Genomic DNA, 20,923 nt, shown 5'->3' on the forward strand with positions numbered 1-20,923 from the left:
TTAATCGGGCGCTCCCAGGGTCGGCCTTGAGCAAGAGGGGCCGAGATTCTTCACGGTGACGCAGGGCGTGTGGACAGCAAGGGCGCATGACGCCGGCCCGGCCTTCGCCTGGGCCAGCCGGCCGCGCTATGCCCTGAGCGATTTCCCGGTGCTGCTGTGGCGCGAGCGCTACCTGATGCTGGGGGTGTTCCTGGCGCTGTTCGCGCTGGGCGTGGCCGCGGCCCTGACCCTGAAGACCAGCTACGAAGCCTATTCCAGCGTCCTGGTCCGGCTGGGCCAGGAATATGTCTACGAGCCGCGGGCCGGCGACGCCGGGCGCGGCGCGGTGCTCGATTCCGACCAGGTGATCCAGTCGGAAACCGAGATCCTGGGCGCGGCGCCGCTGAAGCTGCGGGTGATCGAGCGGCTGGGCCTGGCGCGCACCTATCCCGACCTGGCCCAGAAGTACGCCAAGGCCTCGCCGGCCGAGAAGAGCAAGATCATGGGCCTGGCCGTCCGGGCCATCGAGCAGAACCTGAAGATCGGGACCGCGCCGGACACCCCGATCGTGCGGATCGGCTTCAGCCACAAGGACCCGCAGACCGCGGCGCTGATCCTGAACACCCTGCTCGAGGAATACCTGATCTATCGGCGCACCGTGCTGCTGGACCCCAGCTCGCCGGCCCTGGAGCAGCAGCGCCGGCTGTTCGAGACCCGGCTGGCCGAGGCCGACGCGGCCTATGAGGAGTTCCTGAGCAGCAACCGCATCGGCGACTTCGTCGCCGAGAAGGCGTCGCTGTCGCAGTTGCAGGCGCAGATCGAGCAGCAGAAGTACCAGACCGACGCGCAGCTTCAGGACCGCATCGGGCGGCTGGCGGCGCTGGACAGCCAGCTTGGCCAGGTCTCCAGGGAGGTCGGGCTCTATCGCGACGTGTCGAGCGCGCCCGGCGAGAAGCTGGTGGGCCTGAAGGTGCAGCGCGAGGAGCTGCTGTCGCGCTATCGCGCCGACGCGCGGCCGGTGCAGGAGCTGGACGCGCAGATCGCGCAGCTCGAGGCCGGGATCGCGGCCGGCCGGACCCTGGGCGAGGGGGCCCGGCGGATCGGGGTCAATCCGGTCTACCAGACCCTGCAGACCGAGAAGATCCAGCTCACCTCCGAGGTCGGGGCGCTGCGCAAGGCGCAGGCCGAGCTGGACGACCAGATCAACCGGCTGACCGAGCGGCGGCTGCGGCTGACGACGCTGGAGCCGCGCTTCCAGGAGCTGTCGCTCAATCGCGACGTGCTGCAGACCAGCGTCCGCGACTTCACCGTCAAGGAGGAGCAGAGCCGCGCGGCCCAGGAGATCGCCGCGCGCTCCAACGACAATATCCGCGTGGTCCAGCGGGCCATCCCGCCGATCAAGGGCAAGAGCCTGCGCAAGCCGGTGGTGGTGCTGGCCTTCCTGTTCGCGGGCTTCACGGCGCTGTGCGCGGGGCTGCTGGCGATGTTCCTGCGGCCGGGCCTGCCGACCCCGCAGTCGGCGGCCAGGACCCTGGACCTGCCGGTGTTGGGCGCCGCGCCGCTGAAGGCGCGATAAGGCTCAGTTTGAGGTAGCCTCTGCCAATTGAGCGGGCGGCGATTCGAGGCATGGTCGATCTGAGTTCCGAGATGGCCGAACTGTGGGCGTCCCTGGGGTCGCCCGCCGCCGGCCGCTCGCGCGTCATCCAGATCACCGCGGCCCGGACCGGGGAGGGCGCCTCCACGGTGGCGCGCGAACTGGCCCACTACGCCGCGCGCAAGGCTGGGCGCTCGGTCTGGCTGGTCGACCTGGACCTGGTCACCGCCGCCCAGCACGCGGCCCTGAGCGCCGAGGCGGCCCGGTACGGCGCGCTGTCGGCGCCCATGCAGGCCAGCCCCGACGGCTCGGCGTTCTTCACCGTGCAGCCGCCGGCCCAGACCCCGGACGGCGCGCTGTGGCCGGACGGCGGCTACCTGGCGGCCTATCGGGTCGGGTCGGCCCGCTGGTGGGTGACGCGGTTCCAGCGCGAGCGGTTGGTCGGCCGCCAGAGCGTGCACATCGCCCCCAGCGCCGACTACTGGAACGCGCTGCGCCAGTTCGCCGAGGTGATCATCGTCGACGGGCCGGCGCCCGACCGCTCGCGCGCGGCGCTGGCCCTGGCCCCGTTCATGGACCAGACGGTGCTGGTGGTCGCGGCCGACCAGGCCGACGTGCGCGCCCCGGCCCAGTTGCGCGACGCCATCGTCGGCGCCGGCGGGCAGGTCACCGGCCTGTTCTTCAACCGCGGGGTGGTCGAGGCCCCGGGCTTCATGAAGGCGCTGCTGCCGTGACCTCGGCGCTCGCCGGCCCCGGCCCCGGCGTGGCGCAGGCGCCGCGGCTGACGGCCTGGCGGGCGATGACGCTGGGCGCCGCGGCGCTGATCTTCCTGATCTACAGCCAGTTCTGGGTGTTCCCGCTGCTGGGCGACGCCGGCAATCCCGCGGCCAGCGGCCTGATCCGGGCGCTGTACCTGCCGGCCTATGGCGCAGCCGCGGTGCTGATGCTGCTGACCCCGCGCGCGACCTTGCTGGCGCTGCTGCGCCAGCCGTTCCTGGTGGCGCTGCTGGCGATCTGCGCGGCCTCGACCCTGTGGTCGGTGGCGCCGGACAAGACCCTGATGCGGGTGGTGGCGCTGGGCTTCACGACCCTGGGCGGGGTGGTGCTGGCCGCGCGCTATCGCTGGGCGACCCTGCTGGAGATCCTGGCGGCGTCGTTCGCCTTCCTGACCCTGGTGGCGATCGCGGTGTCGCTGGCGGTTCCCTCGATCGGGGTGATGCAGACCCTGTTCCCGGGGGCGTGGCGCGGGGTCTGGCCCGAGAAGAACGCCCTGGGCGGGATCATGGCCCTGGGCTTCATCGTGCTGTCGGCGGCCGCGGTGCTGAACCCGCGCCGGGCGCTGGTCTGGCTGCCGTTCGCGGGGCTGGCCCTGCTGCTGGTGCTGATGTCGACGTCCAAGACCTCGCTGGTCTCGCTGATGCTGGGGCTGGGCGGGATGATCTTCGTGGGCCTGGTGCGCCGCCACCCGGCCTCGGGCGTGGCGACGATCTGGCTGGCGGCGCTGGGGGTGGCGATGCTGGCCGGGGTCGCCCTGTTCGCGGCCGACCTGTTCTTCGAGGTGCTGGGCAAGGACGCGACCCTGACCGGGCGGACCAAGATCTGGGACGCGGCCATGCAGCAGATCAGGCAGCGGCCCTGGACGGGCTATGGCTATGGCGTGGTCTGGGAGGTGAAGGACGCCTGGAGCCCGCTGGCCTCGATCGTCAAGCGCGCCGGCTTCGTGCCGATCCACGCCCACAGCGCCTGGATCGAGCAGTGGATCGGCATGGGGGTGTTCGGGCTGGCGGCGTTCGCGCTGATGTACGTCCAGACCCTGATGCTGGCGGCGGTGGCGCTGTTCCGCGACCGCGGGGCGTACTTCGCCGTGCCGTTCCTGATCGTCTACACGCTGATGACCCTGACCGAGAGCATCGCGGTGACGTTCCACGACTTCCGCTGGATGATGTTCGTGATGGTGGCGACCAAGCTGGTCTGGCCCGATCGGGAAGTGCGGGAGTAGGGGGCGCGACTATTTTCCTCCCCCATTCATGGGGGAGGGGGACCGGCGAAGCCGGTGGAGGGGGCGCGACTGGACTCTGAGCTTGCGGCTCGCCCCCTCCACCACCCTTCGGGCGGTCCCCCTCCCCCGCTCCGCAGGGGAGGAAAAGGGGCGACCTAAGCGGCGAGCTTGCGCGCCACGGCGCCAACGGTGTCGATTTCGAAGCCGGCGGCGAGGGCTTCGTCGATCAGGGTCGCCAGGGCGTTCGGGGTGCAGCCCCAGGGGGAGGGCGTCTCGGCGACGTCGTGGGTGTAGAGGATCAGCCAGGCCTTGCGGGCCTGGGCCTCGCCCAGCCAGCGGCGGGCGGTCGCCTCGCCGTCCTGGCCCTCGATGCCGACGGCGGGGGCCTGGTTGAGGTCGACGCCCTTGTCGATGACGCCGTGGTGCAGGCCGCGCAGGGTGGAGAAGCGCGGGGCCAGGGCCTGCTTGGGGCCGGGGGCGACGTCGCCATAGGGGTAGGCGAAGCTTTCCAGGCGCGCGGCGCCCCAGGCGGCGAGCGTAGCGGCGTTGCGCTCGGCCTCGGCGGCGGCGTCGGCGGCCGAGGCGCGGCCGCAGTCGAGGTGCGAGAAGGTGTGGCAGCCGAGCTCGTGGCCGGCGGCGACGAGGCGGCGGTAGTCGGCTTCCTGGCCGCAGACCCCCATCGGCGCGTCGCGCCCGGCCAGGCCGGCCGAGACGTAGTAGGTGCCGCGCAGGCCGCGGGCTTCGAGGATCTGGGCGCCGGCGACGGCGGCGGTCAGCGGGGCGTCGTCGAAGCTGACCGACAGCATCGGGCGGCCCGGCGCGGCGCGCAGCGGGCGGCGATGGGCCAGGCGCGCCAGGCGGCGGCGCAGCTTGCCCTTCAGCGAGGCGTCGGCGCGGTAGGCGTTTTCGTAGGCCATCACACCGCCTCGGCGTAGAGCGCGGCGCGGTAGAGGCGCATGGCCAGGGCGCGGCTGGCCAGCGGGGCGGATTCGGCCAGGGCGTAGTGCTTGAGCATCGGCCGCCAGAGGCCGCGCAGCGGGGCGTGCTTGAGCGCCTTGGCGACGCGGTAGCTGGGATAGCCGCTGACCACGGCCGGATGGGCGGCGACGACGCGGGCGAAGTTGGCGGCCGACTGCTCGTACTTGGCGGCCATGGCGCGGGCGGTGTCGAGGCCCAGGTGCGTGGCGGTGTTGTCCAGGTGCAGGATCGGCCAGCGGCGGGCGACGCGCATGCCCCATTCGACGTCCTCCCAGCCCCAGCCGGCGAAGCCTTCGTCGAAGGCCTCGGCCTCGAACACGTCGCGGCGCACCAGCAGGTTGGAGGTGAAGACGTGCTTTTCCGGGTTCTGGCTGCGGACAGCGGCGTCCAGGCAGTCGCTGTGGGCGGCCATGGTCCGGTGCAGGGCCTGGTCGCGGCGCGGGGCGACCTGCTTGAGCGAGAAGCCGCCGAAGGCGACGGGCGGGTTCTCGCGGGCGATCAGGCCCTGCCAGCGGCCGAGGAAGTCCGGCGCGTCGGGCAGCATGTCGCTGTCGAGGAACAGGAAGTGGCCGGCGCGGGCGTGGGCGACCAGGCGGTTGCGGCCCTTGGAGCGGCCCTCGTTGCGGGCCAGGCGGATGAAGCGGGCGGGCAGGGGCAGGAGGCCGACGGCGGCCTCGACCTCGTAGGAGAGGTCCTGGTCCTCGGTCCCGTCGTCGAGGATGACGATCTCGGCGTCGGCGGTCTCACGCGCCAGGGCGGCGAGCAGCGCGATCGGGTCGTCGCCCTTGAACGGGATCAGCACCGAGAGCCGGGCGCCGCCGCGATACCAGGCGGCGTTGTCGACGAGGGCGGCGGGGTCCTGAGGCGTCATGCGGCGTTCCGGGTGCGGAGGGTGCGGAGGGCCTGGCCGGCGCGGCTGCGCAGGCCGCCCGCGTCGATCAGGCAGACCGCCAGGCCGTAGACGGCGGCGCCGACGGCGGCCTTGGCGGCCAGTTCGGGCAGGCCGCCGAAGGCGGGGATGCGGGTGACGGCCAGGGCCATCAGGGCGCTGGCGCCGAGCGCCTGGGCCAGGGTCAGCCAGGGCACCGGCAGGGCCATCAGCCGGCGGCCGAGGAAGGCCGAGGCGGCCAGGCCGAGCGCGTAGCTGGCGAGGGTCGCGATCAGGGCGCCCTGCAGCCCCAGGCGCGGGATCAGCACCAGGTTGAGGGCCAGGTTGGCCAGGGCCGGGATGGCCATGGCCGCCAGCAGGAAGAGGGTGCGCTGGCCGAGCGTGAAGGCCTGGTGGAAGTAGTAGGTGGTCAGGCCCGCCAGCAGGCCGCTGGCGGCGATCCAGGGGGTGACCTGGGCGGCGCCGGCGGCGAGCGCCGGCCCGACCATGAGCTGGGAGAGCGGGGCGGCGACCAGGGCCAGGCCGACGGCCGCGGGGATGGTGAGCAGCAGCATCAGCGAGGCCTGCTCGCGCGCGGCGGGGATCAGGGCGGGCTTGCCGCCGCGCTCCAGCGCCATGATCAGGGCCGGGCCGCCGGCCGCGCCCAGCCAGATGAACGCCACGTCCAGGGTGCGGTTCGCGAGGCTGTAGCCGGCGTGGTAGACGCCGACCGCCGCCTCGTCGAGGAAGGCGGCCAGCAGGAAGCGGTCGGTGCTGGAGAGCACCAGCGCCAGGATCAGCGAGAGCGCGACCGGCACGCCGTAGCGGGCGTGGCGGCGGGCGCGGGCCGGCTCGAAGCGGCCGCCGGCGCCCTTGCCGTACTCGGACCCGAAGCACCAGGCCACGCAGAGCGCCGAGGCGACCCCGATGCCGATCAGCGGCGCCGCGCCCCCGAGGCCGGCCCAGGCCAGGGCCGCGCCGATCACGAAGGCGCCCAGGGTCTGGACCAGGTCGATGCCGGCCGCGCCGCCGACCTCGCCGGCCGCGCGGCGGCGTTCCTGGGCCAGGCGCGCGAAGGTGCGCGGCAGCACCGCCAGCAGGCCGCAGGCGAGGGCGAGCTTGAGGCCGGGATTGAGCGGGAGCAGCAGGACGAGCCCGCAGGCGATCGGCACGGCCGCCAGCAGCGCCAGCCAGGTGCGGTAGACGGTGGCGGCCAGGTCGCGGCCGCCGTCGCGGTCGGCTTCGCCGGCCCAGTAGCGGGCGAGGGCGGCCTCGTTCCAGGTGAAGACGGCGGTGTGGACCAGGCTCATCACCGAAAAGCCGAGGGCGTAGTCGCCGAACTGGCTGGGGGAGAGCAGGCGCGTGAAGGTGACGATCGTAAAGAGGCCGACCAGCCCCTGAACGATATTGACCGGCAGGTAGCCGACCACGCCACGCCAGAACATCCAGCCGTCCTTCCCATCCGCACAAGGCGGCCAGGGGCCGCCGCTGCGGGAAGAATGCAGCCATGACCGGTTGCAAACGGTTAAACGCGCGGGCGTTTTCCGGCGGGCGGGGGCTGAATAGGGAAAACACCAAGACCACGAAGGACACCAAGACCACGAAGGGGCTGGCTGCCGCCGGAGGTTCGGTGGAACGCACCTTCGGCGCGGGCTTCTTGGTGGTCTTAGTGTCGGACCGTCCGCTAGCGGCTCAGGGCGCGTCCGTCCGTTGCAGATTGACCCTCCCCTTCTAGACTGCATTTCGTTGTTGGAGGTCGACGGCGTCAGCGGGGGATCATGACCGTCTCAGCGAAGGATCAGCTTGCTCTGATGGCCCGGTATCACGGGTGGGCGACGAAGCGCTTGCTGGCGTCCATCGAACCCATGCCCGATGAAGCCTATCGCCGCCCCTGCGGCCTGTTCTTCCAGTCAGTGCACGGCACGTTGAACCACCTGCTGCTCACAGACAGCGAGATTTGGTATCCAAGGTTCGCCGGGGCTCGGGCGGAGAGTTTCCCGCTAGACGCTGAGATTGAAAGCGACCGGGCCAGGTTGTCTTCCCGCTTGGTTGCGGCGACCGCGAAGTGGCGCGAGCATGTCGATCGCCTGAGCGATGCTGCGCTGGCCGACGATCTCCGCTTCACGATGACGACCGGGCAGGCCCGCACGCTGCCGATGCCGGCGGCGCTGCTCCACGTCTTCAATCATGCGACTCATCATCGGGGCCAGATCACTGCCGCGATCTCGATGATGGGTTTCGAATGTCAGCCGCTCGATCTGCCTCACCTGATTTTCGCGGAACAAGCTTCGTCCACGGTCCTGTGACCCCTTCCGACCCCCGCGGCCATTTCCGGCGTCTGCTTTTCGGTCAATCGGCCGATGTCCTCGTTTCTCGACGATGCTCAGGGCTGAAGTCGACCCGTTGCGAACGGCCTGCTCGATTGCCTCGGGCTGAGGCTGAATAGGGGAACACGAAGGACACGAAGGGGCTGGCGATCTGGGATCGGTGGAGCGCGCCTTCGGCGCAGGCCTCTTGGTGGTCTTCGTGTGGACCGTCCGCAACGACCCGATGGGGACATTCGCCCGGCGAACTGCGGGAAAGGCTCGATGTTCGAGTTCGAGCTGGTCCGCCAGGTTGATCTCGTCGATCTTTGCGTCGCGAACCGCGGCTTTCTGGAAGCCGCAGGCCTGTCGCTCGATTGAAACTGGAATTCGCCATGACGAGCATGCCAACCCGCAGACTTGGCCGCGACGGACCGGAGGTCTCGGCGCTGGGGCTGGGTTGCATGAGCTACATGCAGCCCGGCGAGGAGGGCGGGCGAGCGGCGGTTGGGACCATCCAGGCAGCCCTGGACGCCGGGTTCACCCTGCTCGACACCGCCGACTTCTATGGAAGCGGCGTGAGCGAGATGAACGTCGGCCAAGCCATTCGCGGCCGACGTGAGCAGGCGTTCCTGAGCGTGAAGTTCGGCGTCCAGGCTTCGCCCACCCGCGGGATCATCGGCCTCGACGGACGACCGAATTCGGTCAAGAACTTCGCCGCCTACTCGCTGCGGCGGCTTGGCGTCGACGTGATCGATCTCTACCAGCCGGCGCGCGCCGATCCCGAGGTGTCGTACGAGGAGACGATCGGCGCGGTCGCCGACCTGATCCAGGAAGGCAAGGTGCGTTATCTGGGCGTATCGGAGGTCGGCGCCGACCTGCTGCGCCGCGCGCACGCCGTGCATCCGGTGACGGCGCTGGAGATCGAATATTCGCTCGCCTGCCGCTTCATCGAAGCCGAGATCCTGCCGACGGCGCGGGAGCTCGGCGTCGGCATCGTGCCCTACCGCATCCTCGCCGACGGGCTGCTGACGGGAGCGGCGCCGCAGGACACGCATTTCCGCGTGCCGCGCATGCAGGGTGAGAACTACGCCCGCAATCGCGAGACCGCCAAGGCGCTCGACGAAATGGCCGCCGCCAAGGGGGTGACCCCGGCGCAACTCGCCATCGCCTGGGTGCTGTCGCGCGGCGACGACATCGTCCCGCTGATCGGCGTCAGCCGCCCCTCCCGCATCGCCGACAACATGGCGGCTCTCGCGATCGCCCTGACCGCGGCCGAACGCGCCGAACTCGACCGAGCGTTCGCGCCGGACGCGATCGTCGGGGCGCGATATCCCGAGGCTGTCCTGAAGTGGGCGGCGACATGAAACCCGTCCCGGTCGCCCGCGGGCGGCGACCAACGCCTTCGGCGAGCGGCGGGGCCGGCTAGCGGACGGTCTCGGAGTCGCCCAGCAGGCAGGGGACGGTCATGAACATGATGTAGAGGTCGAGCCAGAAGGACTGGCGCTCGATGTACTCCACGTCCAGCGCCACGCGGCGGCGGACCAGTTCGGGGGTGTCGACGGCGCCGCGCGAGCCGTTGATGGCGGCCCAGCCGGTCATGCCCGGCTTCATGCGGTGGCGGTGGGCGTATTCGGCCACCAGGCGCGAGCTCTCGACCTCGCCGGTCTTCATGCCGATGGCGTGGGGGCGCGGGCCGACCAGGGACATCTCGCCGGTGAGGACGTTGATGAGCTGGGGCAGCTCGTCCAGGCTGGTCTTGCGGATGAACTTGCCGACCTTGGTGACGCGGTCGTCGTCGGCGCTGATCTGGCGCGCGGACTTGGCGTCGGCGGCCTCGTTGCGCATGGAGCGGAACTTCCAGACCACGATCTCTTCGTTGTTGAAGCCGTGGCGGCGCTGGCGGAAGAACACCGGGCCGGGGCTGTCCAGCTTGATGGCCAGGGCGACCATCAACATGATCGGGGTGGCCACGAACAGGGCGATGGCGGCGATGATCACGTCCTGGGCGCGCTTGGCCAGGGCCTTGCCCTGGTCGATCTCCGCGCCCGAGACGCGGGCCAGCGGGATGTTGGCGATGCGGTCGATGGCGTCGGCTTCCTCGGCTTGGCCTTCGCGGTCCAGCAGCAGGGTGATCTCGTTGGGCAGCACCTTCAGCCGCTCGAGCAGGGCGTGCACGCGCTCGCGCGCGCCGGCCGGCACGGTGATGACGATGCGATCCACGAACGGCATGATCCGGTGCGCGAGCAGCTCGTCGGTGCCGCCCAGCAGCGGCACGCGGTGCAGGCCCTCGGGCGTGCATTCGGCGCGGTCGTCGAAGACGCCGAGGACGTGCGCCTCGCGGGTCTCGAGAATGGCGGCGATGAGGCGGTCGGCGGCGCCGGTGGCCCCGACGATCACCAGGTTGGGCGTCAGGCGGCCGTTCGAGCGCCATCGCTTGACGTTGGCCCACCAGAGGCCGTGGGCGGCCGCCACGCAGAGGAAGGCCATCGGCGTCCACACGCCGAGCGAGGCGGTCAGCATGATCACGCCGACGAAGTGGGTCAGGATGGCGAAGCACATCGCCACCGCCACGGCGAAGGCGACGGTGACCCGCATGAGGTGCATGGCCAGGTCTTCGCGGCGGCCGAACTTGTAGCAGTCGAACAGGCGCAGGCTGGCGAAGGTGGCGACGGTCGCGCCGCCATAGATCAGCAGCACGTTGGCGCCGTGGGTGAGGGCCACGGCGGTCAGGCCGCCCAAGATCAGGGCGATGGCGTCGCCGGCCTGGAAGAAACGGGTGAGCAGGCGGCCCGACATGCGCAGCCGCGTCGGGGTCAGCTTGTCGGGGCGCAGCGGTCCGCGGCGGTCGCGGCCGGGCTCGGCCCACGCCGCGGCGGCCGCGTGGGCGTCGGCATGACGCCGAGCGCGACGGTCAGCCAAGGAGCTGGGCTTGAACGGGGCGGCGAAAGACATCTGGGACCGATTTATCGCGATAACGGAAAAGCACACTGCCACACGGCCTCTGTGTGAGCAGTTAACGTACACGCGTTCTATAGCGACATCTGTAAACTATTCGCACGGGATGCGCACCCCTACTGCGAAGAATCCGGCCACTGAATCAATCTCGGCGCGGCGAGGACGCATCGAGAACTGTTATTCACACTACAAGATGCGTGGTAAGTGCGAACAACCCCTGGGTGAATTGTTCATCAGCGTTTAAGCATATTCGCCTGGGCGGCGACTTGCGCCACCGCCTCGGCGATGGCGTCGGGACGGTCGGACATCATCAGGTGGGAACTGCCCTCGATCCGCCGGCTGACACCACGGGTTGAACGGCGGGCCAGTTCGCGGTGCAGGCCCCACCAGAGGTCGGCCAGCGGCTGGCGCGCCTCCTGCGGCGCGGCGGCGTAGGTCCCGTCGGCGGTGAGCACGATCAGCGGCAGGTCGCCATAGGCCTGGCGCCCGGCGTCGAGCGCGGCCGAGGTGGGGCCCCAGAGGTTGTCGAGTTCGGAGATCCGCGCCTGCCAGGTGGAGGGGCGCAGGGCCTGGGCGCGGCGGGCGGCGTCGACGGGGTTGTCGCTGGGCGCGGGCGTGCAGCGGTCGAGCGGCGCCTCGGCGGCGGGCAGCTTGCCGGCCCGGGCGGCGGCCAGGCAGCGGGCGGCGCGTTCGCGGAGCGGGCCGAGGCCCGCCGCGCCCGGCCCGAACAGGGCGGCGAACCGGCGATCCTGATGCTCGACCGAGGGATCGACCAGGACCATGCCGACCACGTCGCCCGGCCGGCGGTTGGAGAACAGGCGGACATAGAGGGCGCCGGCGGAATGCCCGACCAGGATGTAGGGGCCGGGGATGCGCGCGGCGCGCAGGCCGCGGTCCAGGTCGCGGGCGATGGCCGCGCCGTCGCGGGGCAGGGGGCCAGGGTCGGAGAAGCCGCTCCCGGCGCGGTCGTAGGCGCAGACGCGGTAGGACTTGGCGAGGATGGCCCTGACCTTGCCCCAGGCCAGGGAGTCGGCGGCGTAGCCGCCTTCGAGCAGCACGGTCGGGGCGCCCTGGCCCGCGCAGCGGAAGTTCAGCCGCCGGCCGTCGGGGAGGCGCGCGAGCAACTCGGGACGGGCGCCCGCCTCGCCGGGCGCGGCGGCGAGGGCCGGCGGCGCGGAGAGGGCGAGGGCCAGGGCGAGCAGCAGCGGGCGCATGGTCGGATGGTTTCCTCGGTCCTTGTGCGGGCCGCGCGAGCCCTCATCCGTCAGGCTTCGCCCGCCGCCTTCTCCCGCGAGGGGAGAAGGGAAACGCCTTGCCCTGAGAGGGGAGCAAGGGGAGCGCGCCGGCGATGACGCGCTCCCCCGCCTTCGCCGGCGTGAGGCGCCGGCGGCGCGCACTGGGACGATGGGCTCGTTTTGGTGCGCGAACGCCCCGCCGGGAGACGGCGCAGCAAGACCCGTGCCGTCAGATCTCGATGTTCTGCAGGCCCTCGTCGCCCATGACCAGCAGCCGCACGCCGGGCTGCGGCGAGGCCTGCAGCTCCACGTCGCCGTACCAGGCGGTGTCGCGGTTCGGATCGCAGTCGAGCAAGATCGGGGTCGCGCCGCCCTCGACGAACAGGCGCTCGATGTCGGCCGGGCTGGCGTCGATTCGCGTGATCATGCGTCCGGCGGCCCGAAGTTCGCCGATCTTGGCGTCCAGCCGTTCGTGCAGTTGATCGCTCATGCCGCAAACGCCGCTTGTCACGCTCCTGTCGCTTAACCTTAAGCGATGATCAGCCGGGCGTTGCGCACATTTTGGCGAGGCCCGGCCCGGCCTTGGCCGCGGCGATATTCTTTCCGCGCCCCGGTTGCTCCGGGCGCCCGGTTTCGGCTATGGAGTGCGACCCGATTTGGAGCGCGCCCGCGCGTGGCCGGACCGGGCTGGTGACGTGGCCGAGTGGCTGAAGGCAACGGTTTGCTAAATCGTCATACGTGAAAGCGTATCGAGGGTTCGAATCCCTCCGTCACCGCCATTTTCCTTCTGAGAACCAAGCTACCTGGCGGCCGCCACTTCCTGCAGGACCTCGAAGCCTTCGAACTGCGGGTGTCCCGCGTAGAGGGGCTTGTTCTCGCCGGCGCCGCGGTGGGCCAGCCGGAAGGCTTCGGACTTGGTCCAGGCCTCGAATGCGGCCCTGGACGCCCACTGGGAGTGGGAGGCGTAGAGCGTGTGGTCGTCGCGTTCCGGGCCGCGGAGCAGGCTGAACGCCAGGAAGCCGGGGACGTTCTCCAGGTGGGTCTCGCGCGAGAGCCAGACCGCCTCGAAGTCCGCCTCCGATCCGCGCAGCACCTGAAAGCGGTTCATGGCGATGAACATGGCGGCCTCTTGCGCTTCTGAAACGGTCGCCGGCACCTTGCATCCGATCGCGGCGGCTTGCCAGCCTTCGGCGTCGGCGCCTTGCTGGCGCCTGTAGATTCAGCCTCGGAAATGGCCCAGGCTGGCCTTGCGGTGTTCGGGACGTGGGACATGAAGCGCCTGCTCTGGGTCGTCGGGATCGTCTGCGCGCTGGCGGCGGCGGCGGGCCTGGCCTTCTGGCTGAGCCCCTGGCCTTCGGCCTTCCTGATTTCGCGGATGTTCGCGGGCAACGATGCGGCGTCCGAGGCGGCCCTGGCGGCGCATGTCCCGGCGGGCGTCGTCGAGCGCCGTGATCTCCGCTATGGCGATGGCGCCGACGAGCGCTTCGACGTCTTCTTCCCGGCGGACACGACGGCCCCGCGGCCGACGATCGTATGGGTGCACGGCGGCGCCTGGATCGCCGGCAGCAAGGAGGGCGTATCCAACTATCTGAAGGTCCTGGCCGGGCAGGGCTACACGACCGTCGCCATCGAATATTCGACGGGGATGGGGTCGAGGTATCCCAAGCCGGTCGAGCAGGTGAACGCGGCGCTCGGCCACCTCGTCCGCCAGGCGCGCGACCTGCATGTCGACCCCGATCAGCTCGTGCTGGCGGGCGATTCCGCAGGCGCACAGATCGCCGCCCAGATCGCGGTGCTGACCACCGATCCGTCCTATGCGGCGCGGCTCGGCGTCCGGCCGGCCTTGCCGCCGAACGGCCTCAAGGCGGTGATGTTGCTTTCCGGCGCCTTCGACGTCGGGGCGGTCGATCTCGACGGGGACATGGGGTGGTTCCTGCGAACCGTCCTTTGGGCCTATTCCGGGGTCAAGGACTTCACCAAGGACGAGCAGTTCAAGCTGGTCTCGGTCACCAACTATGTGACGCCGGCGTTCCCGCGCGCCTTCATTTCCAGCGGCAACGGCGATCCCCTGGAGCCGCAGGCGATCGCGCTGGCCGACAAGCTCGAGGCGCTCGGGGGCAGGGTCGAGCGCCTGTTCTATCGGGCCGATCACATGCCGGCCCTGCAACATGAGTATCAGTTCAATCTCGACAGCCCCGAGGGACAGCTAGCGCTCACGCGCATGTCGGCCTTCCTCGACGCGGCCCTGGCGCCCGAACGGACCGCTGCGGGGGCGGCTGAAGGGCGCGGCCGGGGCAGCGTCGTCAGGCGTCCGGTTCGGCGCCGGCGGGGCGCGCATCCATCACCTGGGCGATGAGTTCGGCGGCGTCGAGCGGCTTGACCAGGAAGGCGTCGGCGCCGGCCTGGCGGGAGGCTTCGCGGTGTTCGGCCAGGGCGTTGGCGGTCAGCATGCAGATGCGCGGCCGGCGGCCCGCGGGCGGGGGCGGGGCCTGGCGGATGCGGCGCACGGCGGTCAGGCCGTCCATCACCGGCATCTGCATGTCCATCAGGATCAGGTCGTAGGGCCGGGCGTCGGCGGCCTCGACCGCCTCCTGGCCGTTCTCGACGCAGGTCAGGTCGACGGGCAGGCCGCCGAGGATCAGCTCGACGACGCGGCGGTTGGTCGGGTGATCCTCGGCCAGCAGCACGCGGACGGTCTGCTCGGCCGCGGACGGCGGCGGCTGGACCTGGACCGGGGGCGCGGCCTCCTCGCGGGTCACCCGGCGCAGGGGGAGCTCGAAGGCGAAGACGGCGCCCTCGCCCGGGGCGGCGGAGGCGACGATCTCGCCGTCCATGAGGTCGACCAGCGACTTGGAGATCGCCAGGCCCAGGCCCGTGCCGCCGAACTGGCGGGTGACGGAGCTGTCGGCCTGCTCGAAGCGGTCGAAGAGGCTGGCGGCGGCCTCGGCGGGGAAGCCGATGCCGGTGTCCTGGACGACGAAGCGCACGCGGCGCACGCCGTCGGCATAGCCGCGCGAGAGCACCTTCAGCCAGACATCGCCATGGGCGGTGAACTTGACGGCGTTGCTGAGCAGGTTGGAGAGCACCTGGCGGATGCGCAGGTCGTCGCCATAGAAGCGGTCGCGGACCTCGCGGTCCATCTCCAGGTGGAAGCCGATCTCCTTCTCGGCTGCGCTGGCCCGGAAGAGGGCGAAGGTGGCGCGCACCATCTCCTCCAGGTCGAACGGGTCGGCGCGGATCGACAGGCGTCCGGCGTCGACCTTGGCCAGGTCGAGGATGTCGCTGAGCAGGTCCTGGAGCGCCCGGCCGGAGGTCTCGATGAGCTGCACCATCTCGCGCTGGGGGGCGGAGAGCTCGGTGCGGGCCAGGGCGCCGGCGACGCCGAGCACGCCGTTGAGGGGGGTGCGGATCTCGTGGCTCATATTGGCCAGGAAGGTCGACTTGGCGCGGTTGGCGTGCTCGGCCGCCTCGACCGCCTGGAGCAGGCTGGCCTCGGCGGCCTTCCGCTCGGAGAGGTCGCGGACGATGGTGGTGAAGGCCGGGCCGCTGGGGGTTTCGAGCCGGGCGAGGGAGGCCTCGGCCGGGAACTCCTCGCCGTTGCGGCGCAGGCCGAGGATCTCGGCGCGCTCGTGCATGCGCAGGCTGGGGCGCGAGCCGGCCGCGAACTGGGCGACCGAGCGCTGGTGGCGGTTGCGGAAGCGGCCGGGCATCAGGTCCTCGACGCCGCGGCCGACGGCCTCCTCGGCGCTGTAGCCGAACATCGCCTCGGCCCCGGCGCTGAACAGCAGGATGCGGGCCTCGGCGTCGGCCACGACGATGGCCTCGGGCGAGATCTTCAGCATGCCGGCCAGCATCTGCTGGCTGCGGTGCGAGGCGGACTCGGCGGTGCGCAGGGGGGTGACGTCCCAGATCGCGCCGCGCAGGCCGATCGCCGCGCCGTCGACGCCGAGCGCCGCCTCGGCCTGCAGGCGCAGGACGCGCTGGGCGCCGTCGGGGAGCTGGAGGCGGTGGTCGAGGGCGAAGGCGCAGCCGGTCTCCAGGGCGCGGTGGACGGCGTCCTCGATGCGCCGGCGGTCCGCGGGCGGGACGCGGTCGAGGGCCTGGCCGGCGCCGCAGGGGCCGGGCGGCAGGCACAGCAGGCGCAGCGCCTGGTCCGAGCAGGTCAGCCGCCCGGTGGCGGCCCGCCATTCCCAGGCGCCGGCGTTGGCCAGCCGCTCGATGCGGGCCAGCCGGTCGGGGGCGTTGTCGGGGCCCTCAAGCACGGGCAGGCCATGCGGCCGACACCGCGCTCGACAGCCGCTCGGTCATGGCCTGGACCGGGGAGGGCGGCCGCCGCGACGCCGACAGCCGGAACCTGGCGACCAGGGCGGCGAGGTCGGCGGCCTCGCCCCGGAGCGAGCGCGTCGCCGCGGCGGCCTGCTCGACCATGGCGGCGTTCTGCTGGAGGCCCTGGTCCATCTGGTTCACGGCGGTGTTGATCTGGGCCAGGCCCGAAGCCTGTTCCTGGGTCGAGGCGGAGATCTGGGCGACCACCTCGTCGAGCTCGCCGACCTTGGCGGCGATGGCCTGCAGCGCCTCGCCGGTCTCGCGGACCAGGCTCACCCCCTCGTCGACGTGGCCGGTGGAGGCCGAGATCAGGGCCTTGATCTCGCGGGCGGCGTCGGCCGAGCGCTGGGCCAGGGCGCGGACCTCGGAGGCGACGACGGCGAAGCCGCGCCCGGCCTCGCCGGCGCGGGCCGCCTCGACCCCGGCGTTGAGCGCCAGGAGGTTGGTCTGGAAGGCGATCTCGTCGATGACGCCGATGATGCGGCCGATCTGGCCCGAGGACTCCTCGATCTGGCCCATGGCGCCGATGGCGCGGCCGACCACGGCGGCCGAATGCTCGGCCTGGTCCCTGGCGGTGGCCACGACCTGCCCGGCCTGGCGTGCGCCGTCCGCCGTCGCCTTGACGGTGGCGGTGATCTGATCGAGGGCGGCGGCGGTCTCCTCCAGGCTGGCGGCCTGGCGCTCGGTGCGGCGCGAGAGGTCGTCGGAGGCCCTGGCCAGCTCGCCCGCGCCGGCCTCCACGCCATCGGCGTTGCCCGCGACCGAGGCGATGGCGTCTTCCAGCCGGGCCATGGCGGCGTTGAAGTCGCTGCGCAACTGGGCGTACTCGACCGCCAGCTCGGTCTCGATCCGGTAGCCGAGGTCGCCGCCGGCCAGGGCGTTCATGCCCGCGCCGAGGGTTTCGACGATCGCGGTCCGCTCCTGGGCCAGGACCGCGGCTTCCGCCTGGCGCCGCGCCGCCTCGGCCGCCGCCAGGTAGACCGAGATCGCATAGTCGATGTCGAGCAGCGCCGCCTTGGTCAGGGCGCCCAGCTCGGCGGCGACCTGGGCGGCGGCGGCGCGGCGCGGGGCCAGCAGGCCGGCGGGCCAGCGGTCGGCGACGACGGCGGCGATCAGCGCGTCGAGGACGAGGGCGTAGCCGCCGATGTACCAGCGGGGCTCCAGCCCGATGCGGGCGTGGGTCTCTCCGACGGTGGTGACGGCCCGGACATAGGCCTCGTCGAACCGGCCGCTGGAGATCGCGTCCCAGTGGCCGACCTGGCGGCTCTTGGCGCTGGCGACGTGGCCGCTGCTGGCGAAGAAGCGCTTGGTTTCGGGGTGGCGATCGACCTGTTCATAGAAGGCGTCGAGCGCGCCCGGCAGCGCGCCCATGATGACGGGCTTGAGTTTATGGATGTTCTCGCGAGATCGCGCATCCAGGTTTATGAAGTTCAGTCGCTGGTCCAGCTCATCGGATATCGACATTCGGCGCCCCGCGTTATTTGGGTATACGCTCGGTGAGTCGTTGTTAATCGCGACTTAATTTGATAAATATCAATAGTATAGGGATATATACTACTATTGAACTATTCCAATAGTTGCGGCCCTGGCCGGGTGGCTATAGAGGGGCTAGCGCCGCGACAGACCGGAGGCTAGCCGGCTGACCACCTCGGTGCGGTTGCGGGCGCCGGTGGCGCTGAGGATCGCCTGGACGTGCAGCTTCACCGTGGCGATGGCGATGCCGAGCTGCTGGGCGATCTCCTTGTTGGTGCGGCCGCGTTCGAGTTCGCGCAGCACTTCGAGCTGGCGGGGCGACAGGCGCGGGCCATGCCCCGGCACCGGATCGGGGATCGCGCCCAGCTCCTCGAAGCAGGGGAAATACTCGCCGCCGACGATCACCAGCCGCAGCACCGCGAGCATCAGGTCGGAGGCCATGTCCTTGGGCAGCAGGGCGCGGAAGCGGTGGGCGTAGGCGATCTTGGCCCAGCGGATGTTCTTGTGCGGGGCGAGCAGGGCCAGGCGTCCGGCGGTGAGCTGGGCGGCGTTGTGCTCGACCCAGTCGCCGGGATCGATCTCCGGCGGCGGGTCGAGCAGGATCAGGTCGTCGTCGCGCGGCTCGATCGCCTGAACCTGAGCGATGTCGTCGAGCGCCAGCACCGTGTCGGTCGGGAGCTGGGCCGTGACGAGGGCGCTCAGCGCGTCCCGCCACAGCGGCTGGCGGCTCACTACGACCACTCGCATCTCGTCACCCCCTGACGGTCGTGGCGCAGACCGTCCGTTCAATTGTTCCCCAAGGCTAGTATGGGGTTCGAGGGGGCGAGTCATCTGGCCAACAGGACTATTTGGGCCGGTTTCCGGGGCCTGATGCGGGTCGAACCGGGAGCGCATTCGCGCCTTGCGCGAACTCCGCCCGCGCCAGGGGAATCAGACCCGATCTTCCGGCGGCCGCGAGCCCTCGCCGGCCGGGGCGCTCAGCGGGTCCTGCAACTCGTGCTGGCTGCGCCATTCGGCGAAGCTGCGGTCGTAGCGCTCCTGCCATTTGCCGCGGAAGGCGCGGTACTCGGCGTCGTACTTGCGCTGCTGCTCGGCGCGCCAGGCGGCGTAGTCGCGGTCGTGGGCGGCCAGCTTCTCCTCGCGCCAGTCGAGGTACTCGAGCTCGAACTCGGTCTCCGCGCCGGGGTGGTAGGCGTAGTCGGCGGGGGGCCCGAACTCGCGCACGCCCAGGTCGCGCGGGTCGAGCGGCTGATCGCCATAGGGCGCGCGTTCGGCCTCGGTCGCGGTGGCGGCGGGCGGCCGGGCGCGGCGGCGGACCAGGGACTCGCGGTAGCCGTGGGGCTCGATCCCGTACTCCTGGCCGCCGTGCGGGCCATCGAGGCTGTAGTAGCCGCGGGCCATGGCGTCCTCCTCGTCATAGGGGACGTCGGGCGCGGTCTGCGGCCCGCCCGAGAACCGGCCGCCGCGCCAGGGCGCCTGGGCAGGGCCGGGCCTGTGGGCGGAGATCGCCTCGAACGAGCGGGTGTCGGCGCCGTAGTAGCGGGCCTGGTCGGACGAAAAGCGGCCTTCCTCGCCGAAGCTGCGGGGCTCGGGCGCGCTGTGGGGGGCGTCGGGGGGAATCCGGCGGTTGGGCATGGGCCTTCTCCTCCTCAAGGTCCTGTCGAGAGAACGGCGTGGAGGAGGCGGCGTTCCGCGCGGCCGCTAGTTGACCCCGGCCGCCACCAGCACGGCGGCGAGGCCGACGCTCATGCCGCGGACGCTGCCCGCCTTCTCGACGTCGATCCATTCGTCCAGCGAGTGGGCGCGGCCGCCCGCGCCGCCGCCGCCGATGGTGATGGCCGGGATGCCGAGCGCCATCGGCGCGTTGGCGTCGGTGGAGGAGGCGTCATACTGCGGCGTGTAGCCGAGCGCCGTGATGGCGGCGGCGGTTCCGGCGACCAGGGCCGTGTCCCTGGCGGTCTGGCCGGCGGGACGGTCGCCGATCGGCTTGATCTCGACGCTGACCGCGCCGACGCGGGTCGAGCGGGCCTTGTTCTCGTGCTCGACGGCGGCGTGCACGATCTCCTTGAAGCGGGCGTCGAGCCTGGCCAGCTCGCCGGCGTCGGCCGAGCGCATGTCGAACTCGGTGAAGACCTGGCCCGGGATGGCGTTGACCGACGTGCCGCCGCCGGTGACCGAGGCCGAATAGGTGACCTTGGGCTGGGTGGGGACCTCGACCTGGTAGAAGTCGGCGATCGCCTTGCCCATGGCCGCCATCGGATTGACGATGCCGAAGGAGCCGTAGCTGTGGCCGCCGGGGCCGCTGAAGATCGCGCGGTAGCGCTTCGAGCCGACGCCGACATGGGTGATGCCGCTGGGGTCGAGGCCGTCGACCGAGAAGAACGCCTTGGTGCGGTCCTTGTACTTGCCCTGGCCGAAGAAGTAGCGGACGCCGCGCAGGTCGCCGGCGCCTTCCTCGCCGACGGTGCCGACGAAGAGGATGTCGCTGCGGGTCTTGATCCCGGCGGCGTCGAGGGCGCGGATCCAGGCCAGCAGCACCGCCAGGTTATGGGTGTCGTCGGCGACGCCGGGGGCGAACAGCCTGGTCCCCTCGCGGCGGACCTTCACGTCGGTGCCTTCGGGGAAGACGGTGTCGAGGTGGGCCGAGACCACCACCACCGGGCCGCCTTCGGTTCCCTTGCGCAGGCCCATGACGTTGCCCTCCGGGTCGATCTCGACGTCGGTCAGGCCGTGGGCCTGCAGCATCGCCTTGTAGGCCCTGCCGCGGGCTTCTTCCTTGAAAGGCGGGGCGGGGATCTCGGTCAGGGTGATGATGTCGGCGACCGTCCGCTCATGGTCCCGCTCGAGCGCCGCCGTCGCCGCCTTGAAGGCCGGGCTGGCGACGATCCTGGCCGCATCGTCCCGGGGCGCGGCCAGCGCGGGGGCCGCGATCAGGGCGGACAGGGCGAGGGCGGCGGGCAGGGAACGGGACATGGCTACTCCAGGCGAACTTCGAGTCGCCGGCATAGTAGCGGTGGGGGCCGCGCCCGCCAGCCGCTGGGCGGATTTTGAAACACCAAGACCACGAAGGACACGAAGAGCACGAAGGCGCCGTGGGGGTGGATGGCGTGGTGCGAGGGGTGGAGCGCGCCTTTGGCGCGTTTGTCGCGGATCTACTTCCCGTGTCATCCCGGAAAGCCCGCAGGGCTTGTCCGGGACCCATTCGCGCCG

Annotated in this window: 18 protein-coding genes and 1 tRNA gene; 7 read left to right on the forward strand and 12 right to left on the reverse strand. The window is 71.3% G+C overall.

The window, feature by feature from the left end:
• Nucleotides 1–67 precede the first annotated feature (67 nt).
• Genes RTL41_RS18295 through RTL41_RS18305 form a run of 3 tightly spaced genes read left to right on the forward strand, consistent with a single transcriptional unit; the run spans nucleotide 68 to nucleotide 3,572 of the window.
• A complete protein-coding gene (locus RTL41_RS18295) occupies nucleotides 68–1,555 on the forward strand; it encodes a GumC family protein (protein WP_312166529.1) in 1,488 nt (495 codons plus the stop codon).
• 50 nt (nucleotides 1,556–1,605) lie between these two features.
• Nucleotides 1,606–2,307 (forward strand): sugar kinase, encoded by a 702-nt coding sequence (locus tag RTL41_RS18300; protein ID WP_312166530.1) that lies wholly within the window; start codon nucleotides 1,606–1,608, stop codon nucleotides 2,305–2,307.
• On the forward strand, nucleotides 2,304–3,572 hold the full coding sequence (locus RTL41_RS18305) for an O-antigen ligase (protein ID WP_312166532.1): 1,269 nt from the start codon (nucleotides 2,304–2,306) through the stop codon (nucleotides 3,570–3,572). Before RTL41_RS18300 ends, RTL41_RS18305 begins: the two co-directional genes overlap by 4 nt.
• A 155-nt stretch (nucleotides 3,573–3,727) precedes the next feature.
• Here RTL41_RS18305 and RTL41_RS18310 read toward each other — a convergent pair whose 3' ends face one another.
• Genes RTL41_RS18310 through RTL41_RS18320 form a run of 3 tightly spaced genes read right to left on the reverse strand, consistent with a single transcriptional unit; the run spans nucleotide 3,728 to nucleotide 6,863 of the window.
• Complete coding sequence (locus RTL41_RS18310; RefSeq protein WP_312166534.1) at nucleotides 3,728–4,489, reverse strand: polysaccharide deacetylase family protein; 762 nt, start codon at nucleotides 4,487–4,489, stop codon at nucleotides 3,728–3,730.
• On the reverse strand, nucleotides 4,489–5,421 hold the full coding sequence (locus RTL41_RS18315) for a glycosyltransferase (protein ID WP_312166536.1): 933 nt from the start codon (nucleotides 5,419–5,421) through the stop codon (nucleotides 4,489–4,491). The genes RTL41_RS18310 and RTL41_RS18315 overlap by 1 nt, the downstream gene beginning before the upstream one ends.
• Nucleotides 5,418–6,863, reverse strand: a complete 1,446-nt coding sequence (locus RTL41_RS18320) for a lipopolysaccharide biosynthesis protein (protein ID WP_312166537.1) — start codon at nucleotides 6,861–6,863, stop codon at nucleotides 5,418–5,420. The genes RTL41_RS18315 and RTL41_RS18320 overlap by 4 nt, the downstream gene beginning before the upstream one ends.
• Before the next feature lie 333 nt (nucleotides 6,864–7,196).
• On the opposite strand from RTL41_RS18320, the gene RTL41_RS18325 reads away from it, so the two are divergent.
• Nucleotides 7,197–7,724 carry a DinB family protein gene (locus RTL41_RS18325; RefSeq protein WP_312166539.1) on the forward strand — a complete coding sequence of 176 codons (528 nt, stop codon included), beginning with the start codon at nucleotides 7,197–7,199 and terminating at the stop codon, nucleotides 7,722–7,724.
• 392 nt (nucleotides 7,725–8,116) lie between these two features.
• Entirely contained in the window at nucleotides 8,117–9,088 is a 972-nt protein-coding gene (locus RTL41_RS18330) for an aldo/keto reductase (protein ID WP_312166541.1), read from the forward strand.
• A gap of 58 nt (nucleotides 9,089–9,146) precedes the next feature.
• Here RTL41_RS18330 and RTL41_RS18335 read toward each other — a convergent pair whose 3' ends face one another.
• From RTL41_RS18335 to RTL41_RS18345, 3 genes are all read right to left on the reverse strand, one after another.
• Entirely contained in the window at nucleotides 9,147–10,643 is a 1,497-nt protein-coding gene (locus RTL41_RS18335) for an exopolysaccharide biosynthesis polyprenyl glycosylphosphotransferase (RefSeq protein WP_312166543.1), read from the reverse strand.
• Between the two features lie 269 nt (nucleotides 10,644–10,912).
• Nucleotides 10,913–11,893 (reverse strand): alpha/beta hydrolase, encoded by a 981-nt coding sequence (locus RTL41_RS18340; RefSeq protein WP_312166544.1) that lies wholly within the window; start codon nucleotides 11,891–11,893, stop codon nucleotides 10,913–10,915.
• A gap of 250 nt (nucleotides 11,894–12,143) precedes the next feature.
• Nucleotides 12,144–12,404 (reverse strand): hypothetical protein, encoded by a 261-nt coding sequence (locus tag RTL41_RS18345; protein ID WP_312166545.1) that lies wholly within the window; start codon nucleotides 12,402–12,404, stop codon nucleotides 12,144–12,146.
• A 199-nt stretch (nucleotides 12,405–12,603) separates the two neighbouring features.
• On the opposite strand from RTL41_RS18345, the gene RTL41_RS18350 reads away from it, so the two are divergent.
• Nucleotides 12,604–12,693: transfer RNA gene (locus RTL41_RS18350), tRNA-Ser, on the forward strand.
• A 20-nt stretch (nucleotides 12,694–12,713) separates the two neighbouring features.
• Here the strand turns inward: RTL41_RS18350 and RTL41_RS18355 are convergent.
• Complete coding sequence (locus tag RTL41_RS18355) at nucleotides 12,714–13,034, reverse strand: antibiotic biosynthesis monooxygenase (protein ID WP_312166547.1); 321 nt, start codon at nucleotides 13,032–13,034, stop codon at nucleotides 12,714–12,716.
• A gap of 150 nt (nucleotides 13,035–13,184) precedes the next feature.
• On the opposite strand from RTL41_RS18355, the gene RTL41_RS18360 reads away from it, so the two are divergent.
• Complete coding sequence (locus tag RTL41_RS18360; protein WP_312166549.1) at nucleotides 13,185–14,270, forward strand: alpha/beta hydrolase; 1,086 nt, start codon at nucleotides 13,185–13,187, stop codon at nucleotides 14,268–14,270.
• Here the strand turns inward: RTL41_RS18360 and RTL41_RS18365 are convergent.
• The 5 genes from RTL41_RS18365 to RTL41_RS18385 form a co-directional block, all read right to left on the reverse strand.
• Complete coding sequence (locus tag RTL41_RS18365) at nucleotides 14,218–16,176, reverse strand: ATP-binding protein (RefSeq protein ID WP_312166551.1); 1,959 nt, start codon at nucleotides 16,174–16,176, stop codon at nucleotides 14,218–14,220. The genes RTL41_RS18360 and RTL41_RS18365 overlap by 53 nt on opposite strands.
• On the reverse strand, nucleotides 16,169–17,704 hold the full coding sequence (locus tag RTL41_RS18370; RefSeq protein ID WP_312166553.1) for a globin-coupled sensor protein: 1,536 nt from the start codon (nucleotides 17,702–17,704) through the stop codon (nucleotides 16,169–16,171). Before RTL41_RS18370 ends, RTL41_RS18365 begins: the two co-directional genes overlap by 8 nt.
• A gap of 144 nt (nucleotides 17,705–17,848) precedes the next feature.
• On the reverse strand, nucleotides 17,849–18,460 hold the full coding sequence (locus tag RTL41_RS18375; RefSeq protein ID WP_312166554.1) for a response regulator transcription factor: 612 nt from the start codon (nucleotides 18,458–18,460) through the stop codon (nucleotides 17,849–17,851).
• Nucleotides 18,461–18,643: 183 nt separating this feature from the next.
• Nucleotides 18,644–19,348 (reverse strand): hypothetical protein, encoded by a 705-nt coding sequence (locus RTL41_RS18380; protein WP_312166555.1) that lies wholly within the window; start codon nucleotides 19,346–19,348, stop codon nucleotides 18,644–18,646.
• A 66-nt stretch (nucleotides 19,349–19,414) separates the two neighbouring features.
• Nucleotides 19,415–20,686, reverse strand: a complete 1,272-nt coding sequence (locus RTL41_RS18385; protein ID WP_312166556.1) for a M20/M25/M40 family metallo-hydrolase — start codon at nucleotides 20,684–20,686, stop codon at nucleotides 19,415–19,417.
• Nucleotides 20,687–20,923: the final 237 nt, after the last annotated feature.

The sequence above is a fragment of the Phenylobacterium sp. genome, assembly GCF_031984885.1.
GTDB lineage: Bacteria > Pseudomonadota > Alphaproteobacteria > Caulobacterales > Caulobacteraceae > Phenylobacterium.

Bases quoted from the DNA above. Each gene is read 5' to 3' on its own strand.
- RTL41_RS18300 (WP_312166530.1), top strand. From the start codon at position 1,606: ATGGTCGATCTGAGTTCCGAGATGGCCGAACTGTGGGCGTCCCTGGGG.
- RTL41_RS18310 (WP_312166534.1), bottom strand. From the start codon at position 4,489: ATGGCCTACGAAAACGCCTACCGCGCCGACGCCTCGCTGAAGGGCAAG.
- RTL41_RS18315 (WP_312166536.1), bottom strand. From the start codon at position 5,421: ATGACGCCTCAGGACCCCGCCGCCCTCGTCGACAACGCCGCCTGGTAT.
- RTL41_RS18320 (WP_312166537.1), bottom strand. From the start codon at position 6,863: ATGTTCTGGCGTGGCGTGGTCGGCTACCTGCCGGTCAATATCGTTCAG.
- RTL41_RS18325 (WP_312166539.1), top strand. From the start codon at position 7,197: ATGACCGTCTCAGCGAAGGATCAGCTTGCTCTGATGGCCCGGTATCAC.
- RTL41_RS18330 (WP_312166541.1), top strand. From the start codon at position 8,117: ATGACGAGCATGCCAACCCGCAGACTTGGCCGCGACGGACCGGAGGTC.
- RTL41_RS18340 (WP_312166544.1), bottom strand. From the start codon at position 11,893: ATGCGCCCGCTGCTGCTCGCCCTGGCCCTCGCCCTCTCCGCGCCGCCG.
- RTL41_RS18345 (WP_312166545.1), bottom strand. From the start codon at position 12,404: ATGAGCGATCAACTGCACGAACGGCTGGACGCCAAGATCGGCGAACTT.
- RTL41_RS18355 (WP_312166547.1), bottom strand. From the start codon at position 13,034: ATGTTCATCGCCATGAACCGCTTTCAGGTGCTGCGCGGATCGGAGGCG.
- RTL41_RS18360 (WP_312166549.1), top strand. From the start codon at position 13,185: ATGAAGCGCCTGCTCTGGGTCGTCGGGATCGTCTGCGCGCTGGCGGCG.
- RTL41_RS18370 (WP_312166553.1), bottom strand. From the start codon at position 17,704: ATGTCGATATCCGATGAGCTGGACCAGCGACTGAACTTCATAAACCTG.
- RTL41_RS18375 (WP_312166554.1), bottom strand. From the start codon at position 18,460: ATGCGAGTGGTCGTAGTGAGCCGCCAGCCGCTGTGGCGGGACGCGCTG.
- RTL41_RS18380 (WP_312166555.1), bottom strand. From the start codon at position 19,348: ATGCCCAACCGCCGGATTCCCCCCGACGCCCCCCACAGCGCGCCCGAG.
- RTL41_RS18385 (WP_312166556.1), bottom strand. From the start codon at position 20,686: ATGTCCCGTTCCCTGCCCGCCGCCCTCGCCCTGTCCGCCCTGATCGCG.